General features: G+C 72.6%; 19 protein-coding genes. 8 read left to right on the top strand and 11 right to left on the bottom strand.

Annotation, left to right across the window (positions count from 1 at the left end; all coding sequences use genetic code 11):
* The 10 genes from CCN44_RS27340 to CCN44_RS27295 all read right to left on the bottom strand — a co-directional run.
* Positions 1-737 (bottom strand): proton-conducting transporter transmembrane domain-containing protein (locus CCN44_RS27340; RefSeq protein WP_276329130.1); only part of this gene is annotated, 737 nt, incomplete at its 3' end.
* Positions 734-2308 (bottom strand): complex I subunit 4 family protein, encoded by a 1575-nt coding sequence (locus tag CCN44_RS27335; protein ID WP_059251990.1) that lies wholly within the window; start codon positions 2306-2308, stop codon positions 734-736. The genes CCN44_RS27340 and CCN44_RS27335, both read right to left, overlap by 4 nt.
* A 6-nt stretch (positions 2309-2314) precedes the next feature.
* Positions 2315-4309 carry an NADH-quinone oxidoreductase subunit 5 family protein gene (locus CCN44_RS27330; protein WP_059251987.1) on the bottom strand — a complete coding sequence of 665 codons (1995 nt, stop codon included), beginning with the start codon at positions 4307-4309 and terminating at the stop codon, positions 2315-2317.
* Complete coding sequence (nuoK, locus tag CCN44_RS27325) at positions 4306-4695, bottom strand: NADH-quinone oxidoreductase subunit NuoK (protein ID WP_059251985.1); 390 nt, start codon at positions 4693-4695, stop codon at positions 4306-4308. Before nuoK ends, CCN44_RS27330 begins: the two co-directional genes overlap by 4 nt.
* Positions 4695-5300, bottom strand: a complete 606-nt coding sequence (locus CCN44_RS27320; protein WP_086700404.1) for an NADH-quinone oxidoreductase subunit J family protein — start codon at positions 5298-5300, stop codon at positions 4695-4697. The genes nuoK and CCN44_RS27320 overlap by 1 nt, the downstream gene beginning before the upstream one ends.
* Entirely contained in the window at positions 5300-5800 is a 501-nt protein-coding gene (locus CCN44_RS27315; RefSeq protein ID WP_059255178.1) for a 4Fe-4S binding protein, read from the bottom strand. The genes CCN44_RS27320 and CCN44_RS27315 overlap by 1 nt, the downstream gene beginning before the upstream one ends.
* 110 nt (positions 5801-5910) lie before the next feature.
* The gene (locus CCN44_RS27310) at positions 5911-6879 is read right to left on the bottom strand and encodes a complex I subunit 1/NuoH family protein (protein WP_086700402.1); all 969 of its coding nucleotides are present in this window, start codon (positions 6877-6879) and stop codon (positions 5911-5913) included.
* Entirely contained in the window at positions 6876-8201 is a 1326-nt protein-coding gene (locus CCN44_RS27305) for an NADH-quinone oxidoreductase subunit C (RefSeq protein ID WP_086700399.1), read from the bottom strand. Before CCN44_RS27305 ends, CCN44_RS27310 begins: the two co-directional genes overlap by 4 nt.
* Positions 8198-8857 (bottom strand): NADH-quinone oxidoreductase subunit B, encoded by a 660-nt coding sequence (locus CCN44_RS27300; RefSeq protein WP_059251977.1) that lies wholly within the window; start codon positions 8855-8857, stop codon positions 8198-8200. The genes CCN44_RS27305 and CCN44_RS27300 overlap by 4 nt, the downstream gene beginning before the upstream one ends.
* The gene (locus tag CCN44_RS27295) at positions 8848-9267 is read right to left on the bottom strand and encodes an NADH-quinone oxidoreductase subunit A (RefSeq protein ID WP_059251975.1); all 420 of its coding nucleotides are present in this window, start codon (positions 9265-9267) and stop codon (positions 8848-8850) included. The genes CCN44_RS27300 and CCN44_RS27295 overlap by 10 nt, the downstream gene beginning before the upstream one ends.
* A gap of 229 nt (positions 9268-9496) precedes the next feature.
* On the opposite strand from CCN44_RS27295, the gene CCN44_RS27290 reads away from it, so the two are divergent.
* From CCN44_RS27290 to CCN44_RS27270, 5 genes are all read left to right on the top strand, one after another.
* Positions 9497-10744, top strand: a complete 1248-nt coding sequence (locus CCN44_RS27290) for a sensor histidine kinase (RefSeq protein WP_223283817.1) — start codon at positions 9497-9499, stop codon at positions 10742-10744.
* 393 nt (positions 10745-11137) lie between these two features.
* On the top strand, positions 11138-12463 hold the full coding sequence (locus CCN44_RS27285) for a sensor histidine kinase (protein WP_086700397.1): 1326 nt from the start codon (positions 11138-11140) through the stop codon (positions 12461-12463).
* 183 nt (positions 12464-12646) lie between these two features.
* Positions 12647-13318: a response regulator transcription factor gene (locus CCN44_RS27280; protein ID WP_059255177.1), complete on the top strand. Its 672-nt coding sequence runs from the start codon at positions 12647-12649 to the stop codon at positions 13316-13318.
* A gap of 310 nt (positions 13319-13628) precedes the next feature.
* The gene (locus CCN44_RS27275; protein WP_059251969.1) at positions 13629-15557 is read left to right on the top strand and encodes a 2-oxoacid:acceptor oxidoreductase subunit alpha; all 1929 of its coding nucleotides are present in this window, start codon (positions 13629-13631) and stop codon (positions 15555-15557) included.
* A complete protein-coding gene (locus CCN44_RS27270) occupies positions 15550-16611 on the top strand; it encodes a 2-oxoacid:ferredoxin oxidoreductase subunit beta (RefSeq protein ID WP_086700394.1) in 1062 nt (353 codons plus the stop codon). Before CCN44_RS27275 ends, CCN44_RS27270 begins: the two co-directional genes overlap by 8 nt.
* Before the next feature lie 13 nt (positions 16612-16624).
* Here CCN44_RS27270 and CCN44_RS27265 read toward each other — a convergent pair whose 3' ends face one another.
* On the bottom strand, positions 16625-17014 hold the full coding sequence (locus tag CCN44_RS27265; protein WP_086700391.1) for a winged helix-turn-helix transcriptional regulator: 390 nt from the start codon (positions 17012-17014) through the stop codon (positions 16625-16627).
* 90 nt (positions 17015-17104) lie between these two features.
* Between CCN44_RS27265 and CCN44_RS27260 the strand changes: the two genes are divergently transcribed.
* The 3 genes from CCN44_RS27260 to CCN44_RS27250 form a co-directional block, all read left to right on the top strand.
* Positions 17105-17959, top strand: coding sequence for an SDR family oxidoreductase (locus CCN44_RS27260; RefSeq protein ID WP_059251963.1), 855 nt, complete (start codon positions 17105-17107; stop codon positions 17957-17959).
* A gap of 122 nt (positions 17960-18081) precedes the next feature.
* On the top strand, positions 18082-19038 hold the full coding sequence (rarD, locus tag CCN44_RS27255; RefSeq protein WP_059251961.1) for an EamA family transporter RarD: 957 nt from the start codon (positions 18082-18084) through the stop codon (positions 19036-19038).
* A 140-nt stretch (positions 19039-19178) separates the two neighbouring features.
* A partial coding sequence (locus CCN44_RS27250) for a VOC family protein (protein WP_086700388.1) occupies positions 19179-19633 on the top strand: 455 nt, incomplete at its 3' end.

Below are 19633 nucleotides of genomic sequence, written 5' to 3'. Positions count from 1 at the left end.
CAGAAGTGGAAGGGCACGGCGGCCGTCTTGAAGGCGAAGCCGACGAGGGTGAGGACGACGCCGGCCTGGGCGAGGGTGTGCAGCTGGCCGTCGACCTGCGGCAGGCGCTGGGCGAGCTGGGTGAGGTAGAGGGTGCCCGTGGAGGCGTACAGGAAGCTGATGCCCATGAGGCTGACCGCGGTGGCGGTGACCGAGGACAGGAAGAACTTCAGGGCGGCCTCGGAGGACCGCTCGTCGCCGTGCCGGATGCCGACGAGGGCGAAGGCGGGCAGGGAGGCGACCTCCAGGGCGACGATCAGGGTGGCCAGGTCGCGGGAGGCGGGCAGCAGGGCGGCGCCGGCCGCGGAGGACAGCAGCAGGAACCAGAACTCGCCCGCCGGGACGCGCCGCCGGTCGTCGTCCAGGTGGGTGACCGACAGCAGGGCCGCGAGCAGGGCGCCGCCGAGCACCAGGAACTGGATGACGAGGGTGAAGTGGTCGGCGGTGTAGCTGCACGCGCGCGCGGGGCCGGTGACGCAGAAGGTGCTGCGGTCGCCGTCCAGGAGGGGCAGCAGCATCAGGGTGGCCGCGGCGAGTCCCGCGACCGAGGCCCAGCCGAGCAGGGCCTTGCGGGGTTCGGGGACGAACAGGTCGGCGACGAGGACGGCGAGCGCCACGACGGCCGCGATGGTGGGCGGGGCGATCGCGAGCCAGTCGACGGACTGGACCAGCGACTCGGCAAGCGGCTGGGCGCTCATCGGGTGCCTCCTGCGAGGAGCTGCTGCACGGCCGGGTCGGTCAGGCCGAGCAGGACCTTCGGCCACAGTCCGGCGAGGACGGTCAGGGTGACGAGCGGGGTCCAGGCGGCGAACTCGTAGCCGCGTACGTCGGCGAGTTCCGGCACCTCCCGCTGGGCGCCGCCCATGCAGACGCGGCGGACCACGATCAGCAGGTACGCGGCCGTGAGCAGGGTGCCGAACGCGCCGATCGCCATGAAGGTGAGGAAGGCCGGCCGGCTGAGGCCGGCGGCGGGCCGGAAGGCGCCGAACAGCGCGAGCATCTCGCCCCAGAAGCCGGCGAGTCCGGGCAGGCCGAGGGAGGCGACGGCGCCGAAGGCGAGCAGGCCGCCGAGGCGCGGGGCCCTGCCGTACAGCGCGGCGCCGGTCTCCTTCGCGAGGGCGTCCAGGTCGGTCGTGCCGGTGCGTTCCTTCAGCGCGCCGACCAGGAAGAACAGCAGGCCGGTGATGAGGCCGTGGGCGATGTTGGCGAAGAGGGCGCCGTTCACGCCGGTCGGGGTCATGGTGGCGACGCCGAGCAGGACGAAGCCCATGTGGCCGACGGAGGAGTAGGCGATCAGCCGCTTGAGGTCGCCCTTCGCGCCTTGTCTGGCGAGGGCCAGGCAGGCCAGGGACCCGTAGATGATGCCGACGACGGCGAGCGCGGCGAGGTACGGCGCGAAGGTGCGGAAGCCGTCGGGCGCCACCGGCAGCAGGATCCGGACGAAACCGTACGTACCCATCTTCAGCAGGACACCGGCCAGCAGCACGGAGCCGACGGTCGGCGCGGCGGTGTGGGCGTCCGGCAGCCAGCTGTGCAGCGGCCACATCGGGGTCTTCACGGCGAGTCCGATCCCGATCGCCAGAACGGCGATGACCTGCACGGACGTGGTCAGCGACCGGCCGTTGTCAGTGGCGAGTGCCACCATGTCGAACGTGCCCGCCTGAACGCCGATCAGGAGCAGGCCGAGCAGCATGACCACGGAGCCGAGCAGCGTGAACAGGATGAACTTCCACGCGGCCCGGGTCCGGTCCTCGCCGCCCCAGCGGGCGATGAGGAAGTACATCGGGATGAGCACCATCTCGAACGCGAGGAAGAACAGCAGCAGGTCGAGGACGGCGAAGGTGGCGAGGGTGCCGGACTCCAGCAGGAGCAGGAGGGCGACGAACGCCTTCGGGGACGGGCCCGTCGGCGGCTTGGCGTAGGAGTAGAGCGCGCAGAGGAAGGTCAGCAGCGCGGTCAGGACCAGGAGGGGGAGGGAGATGCCGTCGATGCCGAGGTGGATCCGCACGTCGAGTGCGGGGATCCAGCTGATGTCGGTCGTGGCCTGCATCTTCGACGGATGGTCGTGGTCGAAGCCGAGCGCGAGGGCGAGCGCGGCGACGAGGATCGCGCCGGTCACGGTCACGCCGTGCCGCAGCACGGCCTGCTCGGGGGACTTCCCCTTCAGCCCGGGCGGGGCCGGGAGGAGGGCGGCGGCGGCGCCGAGGAGCGGGCCGACGACGACGAATGCCAGAAGGAACTGCATCACGGACTCGTTGATATCGATCACGCCTGCTCACGCTCCCGTGGCGACGAGGAGGACGGCGACCGCCAGGACGACGGTGCCGGCGAGCAGCGCGCTCACATAGGTCTGCACATTGCCGGTCTGGGTGCGCCGTACGGCGGCCCCGAGCAGCCGGGGCAGGGCGGCGGCGGCGCGGACGTAGGTGTCGACGACCTCGCGGTCGAGGAACCGGACGAGGCTCGCTCCGGCCTGGACCGGGCGGACGAACAGGGCCGTGTACACGGCGTCCAGGTGGAAGCCGGCGGCCGCGGTCCGGTGCAGCGGGCCGAGCAGCAGCCGTCCGGGGTCCGCCGGGTCGGGCGCGTGGGCGATGTCGCCGTAGGCCGGCTGGTGGGTGGCGATGGCCTCGGCCTCGACCAGGCCGGCGTCGCCCTCGGGGTGGGCGGCGACGGCGCCGAGCGGGGTGCGGGCGGCGAGCGCGGTGGTGCGCTGCCAGGCGCCGTAGGTGAGGAGCCCGCCGACCACGGCGAGGCCCGTGCCGAGGATGGAGGTGAGCAGGGTCGGGGTCAGGTCGCGGCCGTCGAACCAGCCGGGCAGCGAGCGGTAGGCGAGTCCGCCGAGGGCCAGGGAGGGGACCGCAAGGACCCACAGCACCACGGTCATGGTCAGTGGCTGCCTGCCGTGGTCGGGGGCCTCGGCGCCCCGGCCGCGGAAGGCCAGCAGCCACAGCCGGGTGGCGTAGGCGGCGGTGAGCAGGGCGGTGAGCAGGCCGGCGGCGAGGACGATCCAGCCGGCGGCGCCGGGGGCGTGCTCGGTGTGGCCGGCCGTCACGTGCTCGGCGGCGCCGAGGACGGACTCCTTGGAGAAGAAGCCGCTGAAGGGCGGGATCGCGGCGAGCGCGAGCAGCGCCACGGTCATCGTCCAGTAGGCGTCCGGGATCCGGTCGCGCAGGCCGCGCATGCGGGACATGGCGGCCAGCGAGTTGGTGCCGGCGGCGTGGATGATCACGCCGGCCGCGAGGAACAGCAGCGCCTTGAAGGCGCCGTGCGTGAGGAGGTGGAAGACGGCGGCACCGCGGTCGCCGACGGCGAGGGCGCCGGTCATGTAGCCGAGCTGGCCGACCGTCGAGTAGGCGAGGACGCGCTTGATGTCGTCCTGGGCGAGCGCGGCGAGCGCGGAGCCGGCCATCGTGACGGCGGCCATGACGGCGAGGACCACCATCGCGGCCCGGGAGGCCTGGAAGAGCGGGAGGAGACGGGCGATGAAGTAGACACCGGCGGCGACCATCGTCGCGGCGTGGATCAGCGCCGAGACGGGCGTCGGGCCCGCCATCGCGTCCGGGAGCCAGGTGTGCAGCGGGAACTGCGCCGACTTGCCCGCGACACCGGCGAGCAGCAGCAGCGCGATCGGCGTCGGGTGGTCGACGGCGCCGCTCGCGACGGCGCCGAGGACACGGGTGAGGCGGAACGACCCGGCGTCGGCGGCCAGCGCGAAGAGGCCGATGAGGAACGGCACGTCGCCGAGCTTGGTGACCAGGAAGGCCTTCAGGGAGGCGGCGCGGGCCTCGGGGGTCTCCCAGTAGTGGCCGACCAGGAAGTAGGAGCAGATGCCCATGACTTCCCAGCCGACCAGCAGCACCATCAGGTCGCCGGAGTAGACGACCAGGAGCATCGCGGAGGTGAACAGGGAGACGAGAGCGGCGTACGAGGGGTAGCGCGGGTCGTCGCGCAGGTAGCCGGTGGAGTAGATCTGCACGCAGGCCGCGACGAAGGCGACCAGGACGGCGACGAGCGCGGCGAAGCCGTCGATGTGCAGGGCCAGCTCGATCGGCACGGACCCGGTGGGCGTCAGCTCGGTGCGGGCGTCGACGGCCGCGTCGCCGCCCTGCCGCACGGCGACCAGCGCGGCCAGCACCAGGGAGGCCAGCGGCGGCAGCACGGCGAGCGGGCGGACGAACCCGGGGGCGGTGCGGCCGAGCAGCAGGCCTGCCGCTGCGCCCAGGAACGGCAGGAGGGGGACGAGGACGGCGAGGGTGGTCGTGGTCACGCGGTGGCCTCTGCCTTCTCGGCCGCGGAGGTGCCGGGGCCCTCGGTGTCGGGGCCGGCGGTCTCGGGGCCTTCGGCGGTGTCGCGGAGCTTGTCGATGTCGGAGGTGCCGCGGTTGCGGTAGACGGCGAGCACGATCGCCAGGCCGATGCCGATCTCGGCGGCGGCGATGGCGATGGTGAACAGGGTCAGCGCCTGGCCGGAGTGCAGGGTCTCCCGCGCGGTCCGGCTGAGCCAGACGTCGAAGGCGACCAGGTTGAGGTTGACGGCGTTGAGCATCAGCTCGACCGACATCAGGACCAGGATGGCGTTGCGGCGGGCGAGGACGCCGTACAGGCCGGTGCAGAACAGGAGGGCGGAGAGTACGGCGGGGTAGGCGAGGTGCATCAGCGGGCGCCTTCCTTCCCGGGGGCCGCGGGGGCGGCGGCGTCGGCCTTGGCCTTGCGGGACAGGACGATCGCGCCGACCAGCGCCGCGAGGAGCAGCACGGACAGCGCCTCGAACGGCAGCACCCAGTGCCGGAACAGGCTGGCGCCGGTGACCTCGGTGGTGCCGGCGGCCGGGCCGTCCAGGTCGATCCAGGTGGTCCGGAAGGCGTCCACGACCACCCACACCAGGGCGACCGCGGCGGCGACCGCGACGGTCAGGGCGGCCCAGCGGTTGCCGGAGTCGGCGTCCGGGGAGCGGCCGATGGGGGCCTTGGTGAGCATCAGACCGAAGAGCAGGAGGACGACGACGGAACCGACGTAGATCAGGACCTGGACCCAGGCGATGAACTCGGCCGTGAGCAGCAGGTACTCCACGGCGAGGCCGCCGAGCGCGACGACCAGCCACAGGGCGGCGTGCACCAGTTGCCGGGTGGTGACGCTGACGAGCGCGGCGCCGAGGGTGACCAGGCCGACGAGCAGGAAGGCGATCTCGACGCCGGTCGGGGACAGGAAGCCGGGCGGGGCGGGAGCGGCCAGGACGGCCGTCGCTGCGGCGGGGGTCATCACGCGCCCTCCTGCGGGTCGGCCGGCTCGGCCTGGGCCGCGGCCAGCTTCTCGGCGGTCTTGCGGGCGGCGGCGATCTCCTTGGGCTCCTCCGCGCCGGGGTCCAGGGCGGGCGGGGCCGGCACGGTCCACATCCACTCGCGGAGCTTGTCCCGCTCGTGGGTGAGGTCGCGGATGTCGGTCTCGGCGTACTCGAACTCCGGGGACCAGAACAGCGCGTCGAAAGGACAGACCTCGATGCAGATACCGCAGTACATGCACAGCGAGAAGTCGATCGCGAACCGGTCGAGGACGTTGCGGCTGCGCTCCCGGCCGCCGGGGGCGGCGGGCGGCACCGTCTCCTTGTGGGAGTCGATGTAGATGCACCAGTCCGGGCACTCGCGGGCGCACAGCATGCAGACCGTGCAGTTCTCCTCGAACAGGCCGATCACGCCGCGGGTGCGGGGCGGGAGTTCGGGCAGGGCGTCCGGGTACTGCTCGGTGACCGACTTCCTGGTCATCGTGCGCAGGGTGACGGCCAGGCCCTTGGCGAGGCCGGCGCCGGGGATCGACCGGCGGGGCCGCCCGGGGGGCGTCGTTACGGGGTGGTGGTCGGGCGACGGGTGGGACATCAGGAGATCACCACCTTGACGATGCCGGTGAGGGCGATCTGGGCGAGGGAGAGGGGGACGAGGAGGGTCCAGGAGAGCTTCTGGAGCTGGTCCTCGCGCAGCCGCGGGTAGGTCACGCGGAGCCAGATGACCAGGAAGGCGAGGACCGCGGTCTTCACCAGGGTCCAGAACCAGCCGAGGCCGTCGGCGCCCCACGGGCCGTGCCAGCCGCCCAGGAAGAGGACGGTGGTCAGGCCGCACAGGACGACGATGCCGGCGTACTCGGCGAGCAGGAACAGGGCGAAGCGCAGGCCGGTGTACTCGGTGTACGCGCCGAAGATGATCTCCGAGTCGGCCACCGGCATGTCGAACGGCGGGCGCTGCAGCTCGGCGAGGCCGGCGACGAAGAAGACGATCGCGCCGACGATCTGCCACGGCAGCCACCACCAGTGGAAGGCGTGCAGGATGCCGGGCAGGGAGACCGTGCCCGCGGCCATCGCCACGGAGGCCGCCGCCAGCAGCATCGGGAGTTCGTAGGCGAGCAGCTGGGCGGCCGTGCGCAGGCCGCCGAGCAGGGAGAACTTGTTGGCGCTGGCCCAGCCGGCCATCAGCGAGCCGAGCACGCCGACGCCCATCACCGCGAGCACGAAGAACACGCCGGCGTCCAGCACCTGGCCGACGGCGCCCTCGCTCGGGCCGATGGGGATGGCGAGCAGGACGAGGAGGTACGGCAGCAGGGCCACGGCGGGGGCGAGCTGGAAGACCCGGCGGTCGGCGCCCGCCGGGACGACGTCCTCCTTCTGCGCGAACTTCACGCCGTCCGCGATGAGCTGGGCCCAGCCGTGGAAGCCGCCCGCGTACATCGGGCCGAGGCGGCCCTGCATGTGGGCCATCACCTTGTGCTCGGTCTGGCCCACGATCAGCGGGAACGTGAGGAAGACGACGAAGACGACCAGGAGTCGCAGGGTGACGTCCAGCGCGTCGTTCACTGCGGGCCTCCTGCGGGGTCGTCGGGTGTCTCGGGGCGCTCGGGGCGCTCGGGGGTCTCGGCGCTGTCGGCGGCGGTGTCGGGGGCCTCGGCTTCGCCGGTGCGTGCCTCGGACGGCGCCTCCGGCGCGGGGGCCTGCCCGGATCCGGCGGCCTTCCGCGGCTCCGGCTCCGGCGTCCGCTCCGGCTCCGGCGTCTTCTCCGGCTCCGGTGTCCGCTCAGACTCCGGCTCGTCGAAGGCCGGGCGGGCGTGGTGCCACGGGGCGTCGGAGCTGCGTGGGGCCGGACTCCGGTCCGTCGCCGCCCGGGGCCGCTGGGACGCCGAGCCCTCCGAGGCGCTGCGCGCGCGGCGCGGGCGGGCCGGCGCGGGTGCCGGGCCGGGCTCGTGGGCCACCGAGGCCTCGGCGGCCGGTCCCTGCGCCGGTCCCTCCGCCGCGGCCCGGGTGGCGTCACCCTCGGCGGCGCCCTGCTTGCGCGTCGCCGCGTCCTCGGCCGACGCCGCCTGCTGGCTCGCCGAGCCCTCGCTCGCGCTCCGCATCCGACGCGGCCGGGCCGGAGCCCCCGCCCCGGCACCCGCGCCGGGAACGTCCGCCGGACCCGGAGCAGCGGCCTCCCCGGCCTGCGCCGCCTGGCTCGCCGAGCCCTCCGACGCCGAGCGGGTCCGGCGTACCGGACGGTCGCCGGCCGCACGGGACGGACGGTCGCCCGCCGCGCGGCCCGCCGCCGCCCTGGCCGGGCGGGCCGGGGCGGGGGGCAGCTGGCCCTTGAGGGGGCCCCACTCGTTGGGGTCGGGTACGCCCGGCGGCAGCATCTGGCGGCGCTTGGGTCCGCCGTGCTCGGACTCGCCGGGCTCCTTGGCGCCCGGCCAGGCCTTGGCGACGCGGGCGGCGAGGACGAAGTCCTTGCGGAGGGGGTGGCCCTCGAACGTCTCCGGGAGGAGGAGGTGCTCCAGGCCCGGGTGGCCCTCGAAGACCACGCCGAACATCTCGTGGGTTTCGCGCTCGTGCCAGGCGGCGCCCGCGTAGACGCCGACGGCGGACGGCAGGGCGGGGGCGTCGTGCGGGACCGTCGTACGGACCAGCAGACGGCGGACCGGGTGCAGGGCGACGACGTGCGCGGACACCCGGAAGCCGGTGCCCGGTTCGTCGACCGCGCTCAGCCAGTCGAAGAAGGTGCAGGACAGGGTCGTACGGGCCGTCTCCAGGGCGGTGAGCCAGGACGACGGCGGTACGTCCACGGTCAGGAGGTCGTAGGACTCCTCGGCCGTGGCGTCCGCGCCGAAGAGTTCCTCGGCGGGGGCGGGCAGCCAGCCGGCCGTGCTCATCGCGCGTCCCCCTCCGCAGCGCCGGAAGAGCCGGAACCGGAAACGGGAGCCGGGGGTCGCACCAGGCCGCTCTGCAGCGCCGCCGCCGACGGCCGGGCGGGCCCGCCGCCGTACCGCTCGCCCAGCGACTCCCGGGCGATCTTCTCCTGGAGCTTGAGGATGCCCTGGAGCAGCGCCTCGGGGCGGGGCGGGCAGCCGGGGACGTAGACGTCCACCGGGATGATCTGGTCGACGCCCTTCGTCACCGAGTAGGAGTCCCAGTACGGCCCGCCGCAGTTGCTGCACGCGCCGAAGGAGATGACGTACTTCGGCTCGGGCATCTGCTCGTACAGGCGCTTGACGGCCGGTGCCATCTTGTCCGTGACCGTGCCCGACACCACCATCAGGTCGGCCTGGCGGGGGCCCGGCGCGAACGGGATCACACCGAGCCGGATGAAGTCGTGCCGGGCCATCGACGCGGCGATGAACTCGATCGCGCAGCAGGCGAGGCCGAAGTTGAACACCCAGAGCGAGTAGCGGCGGCCCCAGTTCAGCACCACCTTCATCGGCTCGGGAGCCAGCCGGGCGAGGGCGCCCAGCCTCCCCCTGCCTTCGGCTGCGGGCATCTGGGGCTCGGGCAGCAGGACGGGCTCGGGGACTGCGGGGTTCACGTCCATGCCAGGACGCCCTTCTTGTATGCGTACAGCAGGCCCACGGCGAGGAAGCCGAGGAAGATGAACATCTCCACGAGGGTCGTCGCGCCGTAGCCGGGGGCGGCGAAGACGGTCGCCCAGGGGAACAGGAAGATCGAGTCGACCGCGAAGATCACGTAGAGGAAGGCGTAGACGTAGTAGCGGACCTGGGTGTGGGCCCAGCCCTCGCCGACGGGGTCGACGCCGCACTCGTAGGTCAGGAGTTTCTCCGGCGTCGGCACCACCGGGCGCAGCAGGCGGCCCGCGCCGAAGGCGACCGCGACGAAGAGCACGCCGATGACGGCGAGCAGTCCGACCACCGAATAGGACTGGAAGTAATCGGCCGCGACGACGTTCGCCGCGGCGAACGACGAGTCCCCCAACGTCTCCCGCACCGTCCGTCCCTCGCTCCCTGACCTCGTGACCCTGGTGAATCCGTGAAGCATGTGCGCCACGCGATTCGAGGATGTGTACGCACGGGAGTCTAGGCCCTGATAAAGAGCGGGTAAGCAGCCCGTCACGCCGTGAGACAGCACGTGCCGGTGAGGGTGGGGTTTTCCCCCGGGGGCGGAGGGCGGCGTACCGCATGGCGTGAGCGGGGCCCGGCACGGCACGCTGAGCAGCATGACCGCTCCCCACCCCGCCGCCGACCGGACCGACGGCACCGACCGTCCCGGCACCGGCACCGGCACCGGCACCGGCACCGACGACCGTGACGGACACGAGGGCCTGCACCGGCTGCCTCCGCCCCGGCCGGCCTACGACGCGCACACCTGGAAGGAGATCCTCTATCTCCTGCTGAACCTGCCGGTGGCGGTGCTCGGGTTCACGTACGCGTTCACCGTGCTGGTGGCCGGCGGCACCCTCACGCTCACCGTGATCGGTCTCCCGCTGCTCGCGCTGTGCCTGCTGGGCGCGCGGCAGCTGGGGAAGCTGGAGCGGGCCCGGGCCCGGAAACTGCTCGGGGTGCGGGTGGAGGAGCCCACTCCGCTGCCGCTGGCCAAGAGCGGCGGCCCGGTGCAGCGGCTGTGGATGGCGCTGAAGGACCCGGTGGGCTGGCGGACCCTGCTGTACGACGCGATCCGGCTGCCCTGGGGCATCCTCACCTTCTGCGTCGTGCTGCCCTCGCTGTTCGTGCTGTGGCCGGTGCTGCCGTACCTCGCCCGGGGCATGGCGAACCTGGACCGGGCGATGGTGCGCGGGCTGCTGTCGCCCTCGGACGAGCTGGAGCGCCGTATCGCCGAACTGGAGTCCGACCGCGGGATCGTGGTCGACACGGCGGCGGCCGATCTGCGCCGGATCGAACGGGACCTGCACGACGGCGCCCAGGCGCGGCTGGTCAACCTGGCCATGGGGCTCGGCCTGGCCAAGGAGAAGCTGCTGGAGGACCCCGACACCGCGGCGGCGATGGTGGCCGAGGCGCACGGCGAGGTGAAGCTGGCCCTCCAGGAGCTGCGCGATCTGGCCCGGGGCATCCACCCGGCCGTGCTCACCGACCGCGGTCTGGACGCGGCCCTGTCCTCGGTCGCCTCCCGCTGCACGGTGCCGGTGACGGTGACCGTGGATCTGCCGGCCCGGCCCGCGGAGGCCATCGAGGGGATCGCCTACTTCACCGTCTCCGAGCTGCTGCAGAACGTCAGCAAGCACAGCGGCGCCCGGACCGCCTCGGTCGACGTCTGGCGCTCGGAGGACCGGCTGATGCTCCAGGTCCGGGACGACGGCCGGGGCGGCGCCCGGCTGGACGGGGGCAGCGGCATGCGGGGCCTGGCGGAGCGGCTGGGCGCGGTGGACGGCCTGTTCGTGGTCGACTCCCCGGCCGGCGGCCCGACGGTGGTCACCGCCGAGCTGCCCTGGCGGGACCGCACGGCCTGACCGGACCGGCCCCCTCCGGCGAAGCCACCGCGGCAGAACCCGCACGGCCCACCCTTTGCGGGGCCGGACCTTGGCGGGGTGTTGCGGGTCCGGATCTTCGTGGGGTGTTGCGGAGCCAGGCTCGGGTGGCGCGGTGCGGACGTGGCGGTTCCGTGGGTGTTGCCGGGGTCGGTGACGCGGGTGCGGCGGCTCTGCGGGTGTGCCGGGTCCTCGCGCGTCTGCGGGGGCCGGACCTTGGCGGGTGAGGTAGGGAAAACCCCCCGCTCAAGACGCCGACGGACTCCATGTCGTACGTATGCGCGGCGGACGACCCTGGAAGTACGGCTGAGACAGCCGCCGGACGACGAGCACGCCCAGCAGGCCCAGCACGACGAGCAGAACGGGACGACACCGATGGCCACGGAGTACGGACAGGGGTACGCCCACCGGAGCGAACGGCACCACCGGCTGCCCGCCGCGCTGCGGGCGCCGGTCGAGGCGCGCAGCTGGCGCGAGTTCGGCTACGTGCTGCTCGGCCTGCCGATCGCGATCGTGCTGTTCACCTGGACGGTGACGACGGTCTCGCTCGGCGCGGGCCTGCTGGTGACCTTCCTCGGCATCCCGGTGCTGGCGGCGGCACTCGCCGGCTGCCGGGGCTTCGGGGTGCTGGAGCGGGCCCGGGCGCGCGGGCTGCTCGGCGTGGAGGTGGCCGACCCGGAGCCGCTGCGGGTGGCCAAGCCGGGCGCGCTGGCCTGGATGGGCGCGATGCTCAAGAGCGGCGCCTCCTGGCGGCACGCGCTGTACACGCTGGTGCAGTTCCCGTGGGCGGTGTTCTCGTTCTCGGTCGCGGTGAGCTTCTGGACCTGCGGCTGGGCGCTGCTGACCTACCCGCTGTGGTTCTGGGTGTTCCCGGCGTATGCCGGCGAGGGCGGCATCCAGCTGTACGGCGACGCCCACCACAGCGTCTACCTCGACAACCCCTTCGAGATCACCGTGACCGCCTTGATCGGTCTGGTGTTCACCCTGGCCACGCCGTGGCTCGTCCGGGCGCTGACCACGGTGGACGGACTGCTGGTGCGCGGGCTGCTCGGACCGTCGCGGCTGTCGGCGCGGGTGGTGGAGCTGGAGTCGGACCGGGGGGCCGTGGTCGACACGGCCGCCGCCGATCTGCGCCGCATCGAGCGGGACCTGCACGACGGGGCGCAGGCCCGGCTGGTCGCCCTGGCGATGGACCTGGGGCTGGCCAAGGAGAAGCTGCGGGAGGACCCGCGGGCGGCGGCGCGGATGGTGGAGGAGGCGCACGGCGAGGTGAAGACGGCCCTGCAGGAGCTGCGCGACCTCGCCCGCGGCATCCACCCCGCCGTACTCACCGACCGCGGCCTGGACGCGGCCCTGTCGGCCGTCGCCTCCCGCTGCACGGTGCCGGTGCGGGTGGAGGTCGACCTGCCGGCCCGGCCGACGCCCGCCATCGAGGGCATCGCCTACTTCACCGTCTCCGAGCTGCTGCAGAACGTCAGCAAGCACAGCGGGGCCCGGACCGCCTCGGTCGACGTCTGGCGCTCGGAGGACCGGCTGATGCTCCAGGTGAGCGACGACGGTGTGGGCGGCGCCGACGTCTCCCGCGGTTCCGGGCTGGCCGGTCTGGCCGCGCGTCTGGACGCGGTGGACGGGGTCCTGGTCGTGGACTCCCCCGCGGGCGGCCCCACCCGGGTGATCGCGGAACTGCCCTGGCGCGGCTAGGGTCACGCCCCGCGACGCCGGCATGATCCGAACGACAGGCCCTGGGCCTCCTCCCCCGGCTCTTCCTCCGCTCTTCCCGGTACGGCGGCGGTCCGGCGCGAATACTGGAATGCTGGTCCCACGGACGACGGCGCGGACCGGCGTCGTCGCAGGGAGCGGGTGCCGTGGGGGGACCGGGAGATCGTGGAGGACAGGGTGCGGGTGGTCATCGCCGAGGATTCCGTGCTGCTTCGGGAGGGCCTGACCCGGCTGCTGACCGACCGGGGGCACGAGGTCGTCGCCGGTGTGGGCGACGCGGACGCGCTGGTGAAGACCATCGCGGAGCTGGCCGACCAGGGTGAGCTGCCCGACGTGGTGGTGGCGGACGTACGGATGCCGCCGACGCACACCGACGAGGGCGTGCGGGCCGCCGTGCTGCTGCGCCGGCAGCACCCCGGGCTCGGGGTGCTGGTGCTGTCGCAGTACGTCGAGGAGCGCTACGCCACCGAACTGCTGGCGGGCTCCAGCCGGGGTGTCGGCTATCTGCTCAAGGACCGGGTCGCGGACGTGCGGGAGTTCGTGGACGCGGTGGTGCGGGTCGCCGAGGGCGGTACGGCGCTGGACCCGGAGGTGGTCGCGCAGCTGCTCGGCCGCAGCCGCAAGCAGGACGTGCTGACGGGGCTGACGCCCCGGGAGCGCGAGGTGCTCGGGCTGATGGCGGAGGGGCGCACGAACTCGGCCATCGCCCGGCAGCTGGTGGTCAGCGACGGTGCCGTGGAGAAGCACGTCAGCAACATCTTCCTGAAGCTCGGGCTGGCCCCGAGCGACGGCGACCACCGGCGGGTTCTGGCCGTTCTCACCTATCTGAACTCCTGAGCCCGCACTCGAACGGGGGACCTGGAGGGGGCCGGGAGCGGCCCCGGACGGGAGAGCGGGGAAGGTCGTAGGGGGTGACCGGGGGCCCGGACGAGCGCCGGAGGAGAGAACCTGAAATCGCGCGGGGAGCGCCTTGAGCGGCGCTTCAGCGATGCGGGACATGATGTGAAGTCAGCGCGACAGGCCGTCTCGAATTCGTCCAATCCACGGATGACCTCGGGAAGGCGACCCTAACCGACGTAGGGTTGATCCTGGGACGGTCCGTGGGACGACCGGCCCCGGACAGCCGCCTCGAAGGAGGTCCAGTTCAGTGACCAGCCAGGTCAGCAGCCCAGCGGAGCAGACCGACGGAACCGTCGTGGGAGAGCAGCGCAAACCGGGCGGCGCGAAGGACGTGCGGCGCCTGGACCGGGTGATCATCCGGTTCGCGGGGGACTCGGGTGACGGCATGCAGCTCACCGGTGACCGGTTCACCTCGGAGACCGCTTCCTTCGGCAACGACCTCTCCACCCTGCCGAACTTCCCCGCCGAGATCCGTGCCCCCGCCGGCACCCTGCCGGGTGTCTCGTCCTTTCAGTTGCACTTCGCCGACCACGACATCCTCACCCCCGGTGACGCGCCGAACGTCCTGGTCGCGATGAATCCGGCCGCCCTGAAGGCCAACATCGGCGACGTGCCCCGTGGCGCCGAGATCATCGTGAACACCGACGAGTTCACCAAGCGTGCCCTGCAGAAGGTGGGGTACGACCGCTCCCCGCTGGAGGACGGCTCGCTCGACGGCTACAGCCTCCACCCGGTGCCGCTGACCACGCTCACCGTGGAGGCGCTGAAGGAGTTCGACCTCTCCCGCAAGGAGGCCGAGCGCAGCAAGAACATGTTCGCGCTGGGCCTGCTGAGCTGGATGTACCACCGGCCCACCGAGGGCACCGAGAAGTTCCTGAAGTCGAAGTTCGCGAAGAAGCCGGAGATCGCGGAGGCCAACATCGCCGCGTTCCGCGCGGGCTGGAACTTCGGCGAGACGACGGAGGACTTCGCGGTCTCCTACGAGGTCGCGCCGGCCGCCAAGGCCTTCCCGGTCGGCACCTACCGCAACATCTCCGGCAACCTCGCCCTGGCCTACGGCCTGATCACCGCGTCCCGCCAGGCGGATCTGCCGCTGTTCCTGGGGTCGTACCCGATCACGCCGGCCTCGGACATCCTGCACGAGCTGAGCAAGCACAAGAACTTCGGCGTGCGCACCTTCCAGGCCGAGGACGAGATCGCGGGCATCGGGGCGGCGCTGGGCGCGGCGTTCGGCGGTTCGCTGGCGGTGACGACGACGTCGGGGCCGGGTGTGGCGCTGAAGTCGGAGACGATCGGCCTCGCGGTGTCGCTGGAGCTGCCCCTGCTGGTGGTGGACATCCAGCGCGGCGGCCCGTCGACGGGTCTGCCGACCAAGACCGAGCAGGCCGATCTGCTGCAGGCGATGTACGGCCGCAACGGCGAGGCCCCGGTGCCGGTGATCGCCCCGCGCACCCCGGCCGACTGCTTCGACGCCGCTCTGGAGGCGGCCCGGATCGCGCTGACGTACCGCACGCCGGTGATGCTGCTGTCGGACGGCTACCTGGCCAACGGCTCCGAGCCCTGGCGCATCCCCGAGCTGGACGAGCTGCCCGACCTGCGGGTGCAGTTCGCCTCCGGCCCGAACCACACGCTGGAGGACGGCACCGAGGTCTTCTGGCCGTACAAGCGGGACCCGCAGACCCTGGCCCGGCCGTGGGCGATCCCCGGCACGCCGGGGCTGGAGCACCGCATCGGCGGCATCGAGAAGCAGGACGGCACGGGCAACATCTCCTACGACCCGGCCAACCACGACTTCATGGTCCGCACCCGGCAGGCCAAGGTCGACGGCATCGACGTCCCCGACGTGGAGGTCGACGACCCGCACGGCGCGCGGACGCTGGTCCTCGGCTGGGGCTCCACCTACGGTCCGATCACGGCGGCGGTACGGCGGCTGCGGGCGGCCGGCGAGCCGATCGCCCAGGCGCATCTGCGCCACCTCAACCCCTTCCCGCGCAACCTCGGCACGGTGCTGAAGGGCTACGACAAGGTGGTGATCCCCGAGATGAACCTCGGGCAGCTCGCCACGCTCATCCGGGCGAAGTACCTGGTCGACGCCCACTCCTACAACCAGGTCAACGGCATGCCGTTCAAGGCGGAGCAGCTCGCCGCGGCGCTGAAGGAGGCCATCGATGACTGACGCCACCAACGGGCTGCTGCAGCTGGTCCCCAAGGCCGAGGCCAAGCAGTCGATGAAGGACTTCAAGTCGGACCAGGAGGTGCGCTGGTGCCCGGGCTGCGGTGACTACGCGATCCTCGCGGCCGTCCAGGGCTTCATGCCGGAGCTGGGCCTGGCACGGGAGAACATCGTCTTCGTCTCCGGCATCGGCTGCTCCTCCCGCTTCCCGTACTACATGAACACCTACGGGATGCACTCCATCCACGGCCGCGCCCCGGCCATCGCGACGGGTCTGGCCTCCTCCCGCCGGGACCTGAGCGTGTGGGTGGTCACCGGTGACGGCGACGCCCTGTCCATCGGCGGCAACCATCTGATCCACGCGCTGCGCCGCAACGTCAACCTGAAGATCCTGCTGTTCAACAACCGGATCTATGGCCTGACCAAGGGCCAGTACTCGCCGACCTCCGAGGTCGGCAAGATCACCAAGTCGACGCCGATGGGGTCGCTGGACGCGCCGTTCAACCCGGTGTCGCTGGCGCTCGGCGCGGAGGCGTCCTTCGTGGCGCGGACGATCGACTCCGACCGCAAGCACCTGACCGAGGTGCTGCGCGCCGCCGCCGACCATCCGGGCACGGCGCTGATCGAGATCTACCAGAACTGCAACATCTTCAACGACGGCGCGTTCGACGCCCTGAAGGACAAGCAGCGGGCGGAGGAGGCGCTGATCCGGCTGGAGCACGGGCAGCCGATCCGCTTCGGGCCCGACGGGGCGAGAGGGGTCGTCCGTGACCGGCGGACCGGTGATCTGGAGGTGGTGACCGTGACCCCGGAGAACGAGGCGGACGTCCTGGTGCACGACGCCCGTGCCGCGTCCCCGACCACGGCCTTCGCGCTGTCCCGGCTCGCCGACCCGGACACCCTGCACCACACCCCGATCGGAGTGTTCCGCTCCGTCACCCGGCCGGTCTACGACACCCAGCTGGCCGAGCAGCTCGACACCGCGATCGAACAGCGCGGCAAGGGCGACCTGGCCGCGCTGCTGGCGGGCGGCGACACCTGGACGGTCGTCGGCTGATCCTTCTGATGGTTCACGAGGCCCGGGGCTGGATGTCCCGGGCCTCGTCGTATGCCCGGCGGGCGCTGAGCACGTCGTCCATGCGCCGCTCCGTCCACTGCGCCAGCGCCCGCACCTGCTCCGTCGCCTCGCGGCCCAGCTCGGTCAGGGAGTAGTCGACGCGGGGCGGGATGACCGGTTTGGCGTCCCGGTGGACCAGACCGTCGCGCTCCAGGGTCTGGAGGGTCTGGGTGAGCATCTTCTCGCTGACCCGGCCGATCGCACGGCGCAGTTCGCTGAACCGGTACGAGCGGTCGTGGAGCTGGATCAGCACCAGCACACCCCAGCGGCTGGTGACGTGCTCCAGAACCAGGCGGTGGGGGCACATGGCCTCGCCGTCGCCCTTCCCCTCACTTACCTTCATGCCCGTACCTTACTTCAAAGTGGGTACTTTCTCTTGGTTAGCGCAGCTCCTAGGGTGAGTGTCATACCCCCGGACAAGGAGTTGGGAACCATGAGCATCGTCGTCACCGGAGCCACCGGACACCTCGGCCGCCACGTCGTGCGGCAGCTGCTGGAGAAGGTTCCGGCGGAGCAGATCACCGCCGTCGTGCGCGACGAGGCGAAGGCCGCCGACCTCGCCGCCCGCGGGGTGCGGCTGGCCGTCGCCGACTACAACGCGCCCGAGACCTTCGACGGCCTGTTCGCCGCCGGCGACAAGGTCCTGCTGATCTCCGGCAACGAGTTCGACAAGGGCCGGGTCGCCCAGCACACGGCCGTCATCGAGGCGGCCAGGGCGGCCGGCGTGGCGCTGCTCGCCTACACCAGCGCCCCGGGCACCCTGACGGCCGCGCTGGCGGACGACCACCGGGCGACCGAGCGGGTGCTGCTCGCCTCCGGCCTGCCGTACAGCCTGCTGCGCAACGGCTGGTACCACGAGAACTACACGGAGAACCTGGCGCCGGTGCTGGCGCACGACGCGGTCGTCCAGGCCGCCGGCGACGGCCGGGTCTCCTCGGCCGCCCGCGCCGACTACGCCGCCGCCGCGGTCGCGGTGCTGACCGGCGAGGGGCACGAGAACACGACGTACGAGCTGGGCGGCGACGAGGCCTGGAGCTTCGCCGAGTACGCGGCCGAGCTGAGCCGGCAGACCGGACGGGAGATCGCCTACAACCCGGTCTCGGTGGAGGACCTCACCGGCATCCTGACCGGCGCCGGGCTGCCCGCGCCGCTGGCCGGGATCCTGGCCGGCGTGGACGCCTCGATCGCGAAGGGCGAGCTGGTCGTCTCCTCCGGGGACCTGTCCCGCCTGATCGGCCGCCCGACCACGCCGCTGGCGGAGGCCGTCACCGCCGCGCTGAAGGGCTGACACCGCTTCGGGGACCCGGCTGTCATGACCGTGTGGCGATACGGACATGACAGCCGGGAACGTGCGGCGCTACCTTCGTTCTCGCGCGTCCAGAAAGGGTGTGCGAGCACGAAGGAGGGGCCGTGGCCGGGACGTCCGAGGGTGAGCACCGCATAGGGCTGCTGAACGGCTTCGCCGCCTACGGCATGTGGGGCCTGGTCCCCCTGTTCTGGCCGCTGCTCAAACCCGCCGGCGCCCTGGAGATCCTGGCCCACCGGATGGTGTGGTCCCTGGTGTTCGTCGCCGTCGCGCTGCTCTTCGTACGGCGCTGGGCCTGGGCCGGGGAGCTGCTGCGCCAGCCCCGGCGGCTCGGCCTGGTCGCGCTGGCGGCCGGCGTCATCACCGTGAACTGGGGCGTCTACATCTGGGCCGTGAACTCCGGCCATGTGGTCGAGGCCTCGCTCGGGTACTTCATCAACCCGCTGGTCACCATCGCGATGGGCGTGCTGATCCTGAAGGAGCGGCTGCGGCGCGTGCAGTGGGCGGCGGTCGCGATCGGCTTCGCCGCCGTCCTCGTGCTGACCATCGGCTACGGCCGCCCGCCGTGGATCTCGCTCTGCCTCGCCTTCTCCTTCGCCGTCTACGGGCTGGTGAAGAAGAAGGTCGCCCTCGGCGGTGTGGAGTCGCTGGCCGCCGAGACCGCGGTCCAGTTCCTGCCGGCGCTCGGCTATCTGCTGTGGCTGACCGCGCACGGCGGCTCCAGCTTCCTGGGCGAGGGCGCCGGGCACGCCGCCCTGCTCGCCTCCACCGGCGTCGTCACCGCCCTGCCGCTGGCCTGCTTCGGCGCGGCGGCGATCCGCGTGCCGCTGTCCACGCTGGGTCTGCTGCAGTACCTGGCCCCCATCTTCCAGTTCCTGTGCGGCATCCTCTACTTCCACGAGGCCATGCCGCCCGAGCGGTGGGCCGGGTTCGCCCTGGTCTGGCTGGCGCTGATCCTGCTCACGGGCGATGCGCTGCGCACCGCGCGCCGGCCCAGGCGGCTCGCCGTACCGGCGGCCCGCACCGCCGAGACGCCGGCATCGGCGCCGGCGGACGCCTGAGCGCACGGGACGGCGCTGCTGGGCCGGTGCGCGCGACGGCATTTGCTGGAAACCTGAGCGGGGCCGGCGCGCGAGCGGCGCGCGGAACGGCGCGCGGAACAGCCTCTTCCGGTGAACGGCTCCGGCTATAAGTGGGAGCCATGACCACACCGGCACCCGCCCCGCTGCACTGGAAGCTCGTCATCGACGCGGCCGACCCGCACGCCCAGGCCGACTTCTGGGCCGCCGCGCTGCACTACACCCCCGAGGACAACAGCGCCCTCGTCGAACGGCTGCTGTCCGCCGGCGCGCTGACCGGGGAGGCCACCGTCGAGTACCACGGGCGGCCCGCTTTCCGTGACCTGATCGCCGTACGCCACCCCGACGACCCGTACGACCCCGAGACCGGCACCGGGCTCGGGCGGCGGCTGCTGTTCCAGCGGGTGCCGGAGCCCAAGGCCGGGAAGAACCGGCTCCACCTCGACCTGCACGCCGGCCCGGAGCGGCGCGCGGACGAGGTGACACGTCTTCAGGCGCTGGGGGCGCGGGTGCTGCGCGAGGTGAAGGAGCCCGGGGGCCAGTGGGTGCTGATGGCGGACCCGGAGGGCAACGAGTT

The organism is Streptomyces tricolor, from assembly GCF_002155905.1.
Lineage (GTDB): Bacteria > Actinomycetota > Actinomycetes > Streptomycetales > Streptomycetaceae > Streptomyces > Streptomyces tricolor.
This window is presented reverse-complemented; position numbering and strand designations above follow the sequence as displayed.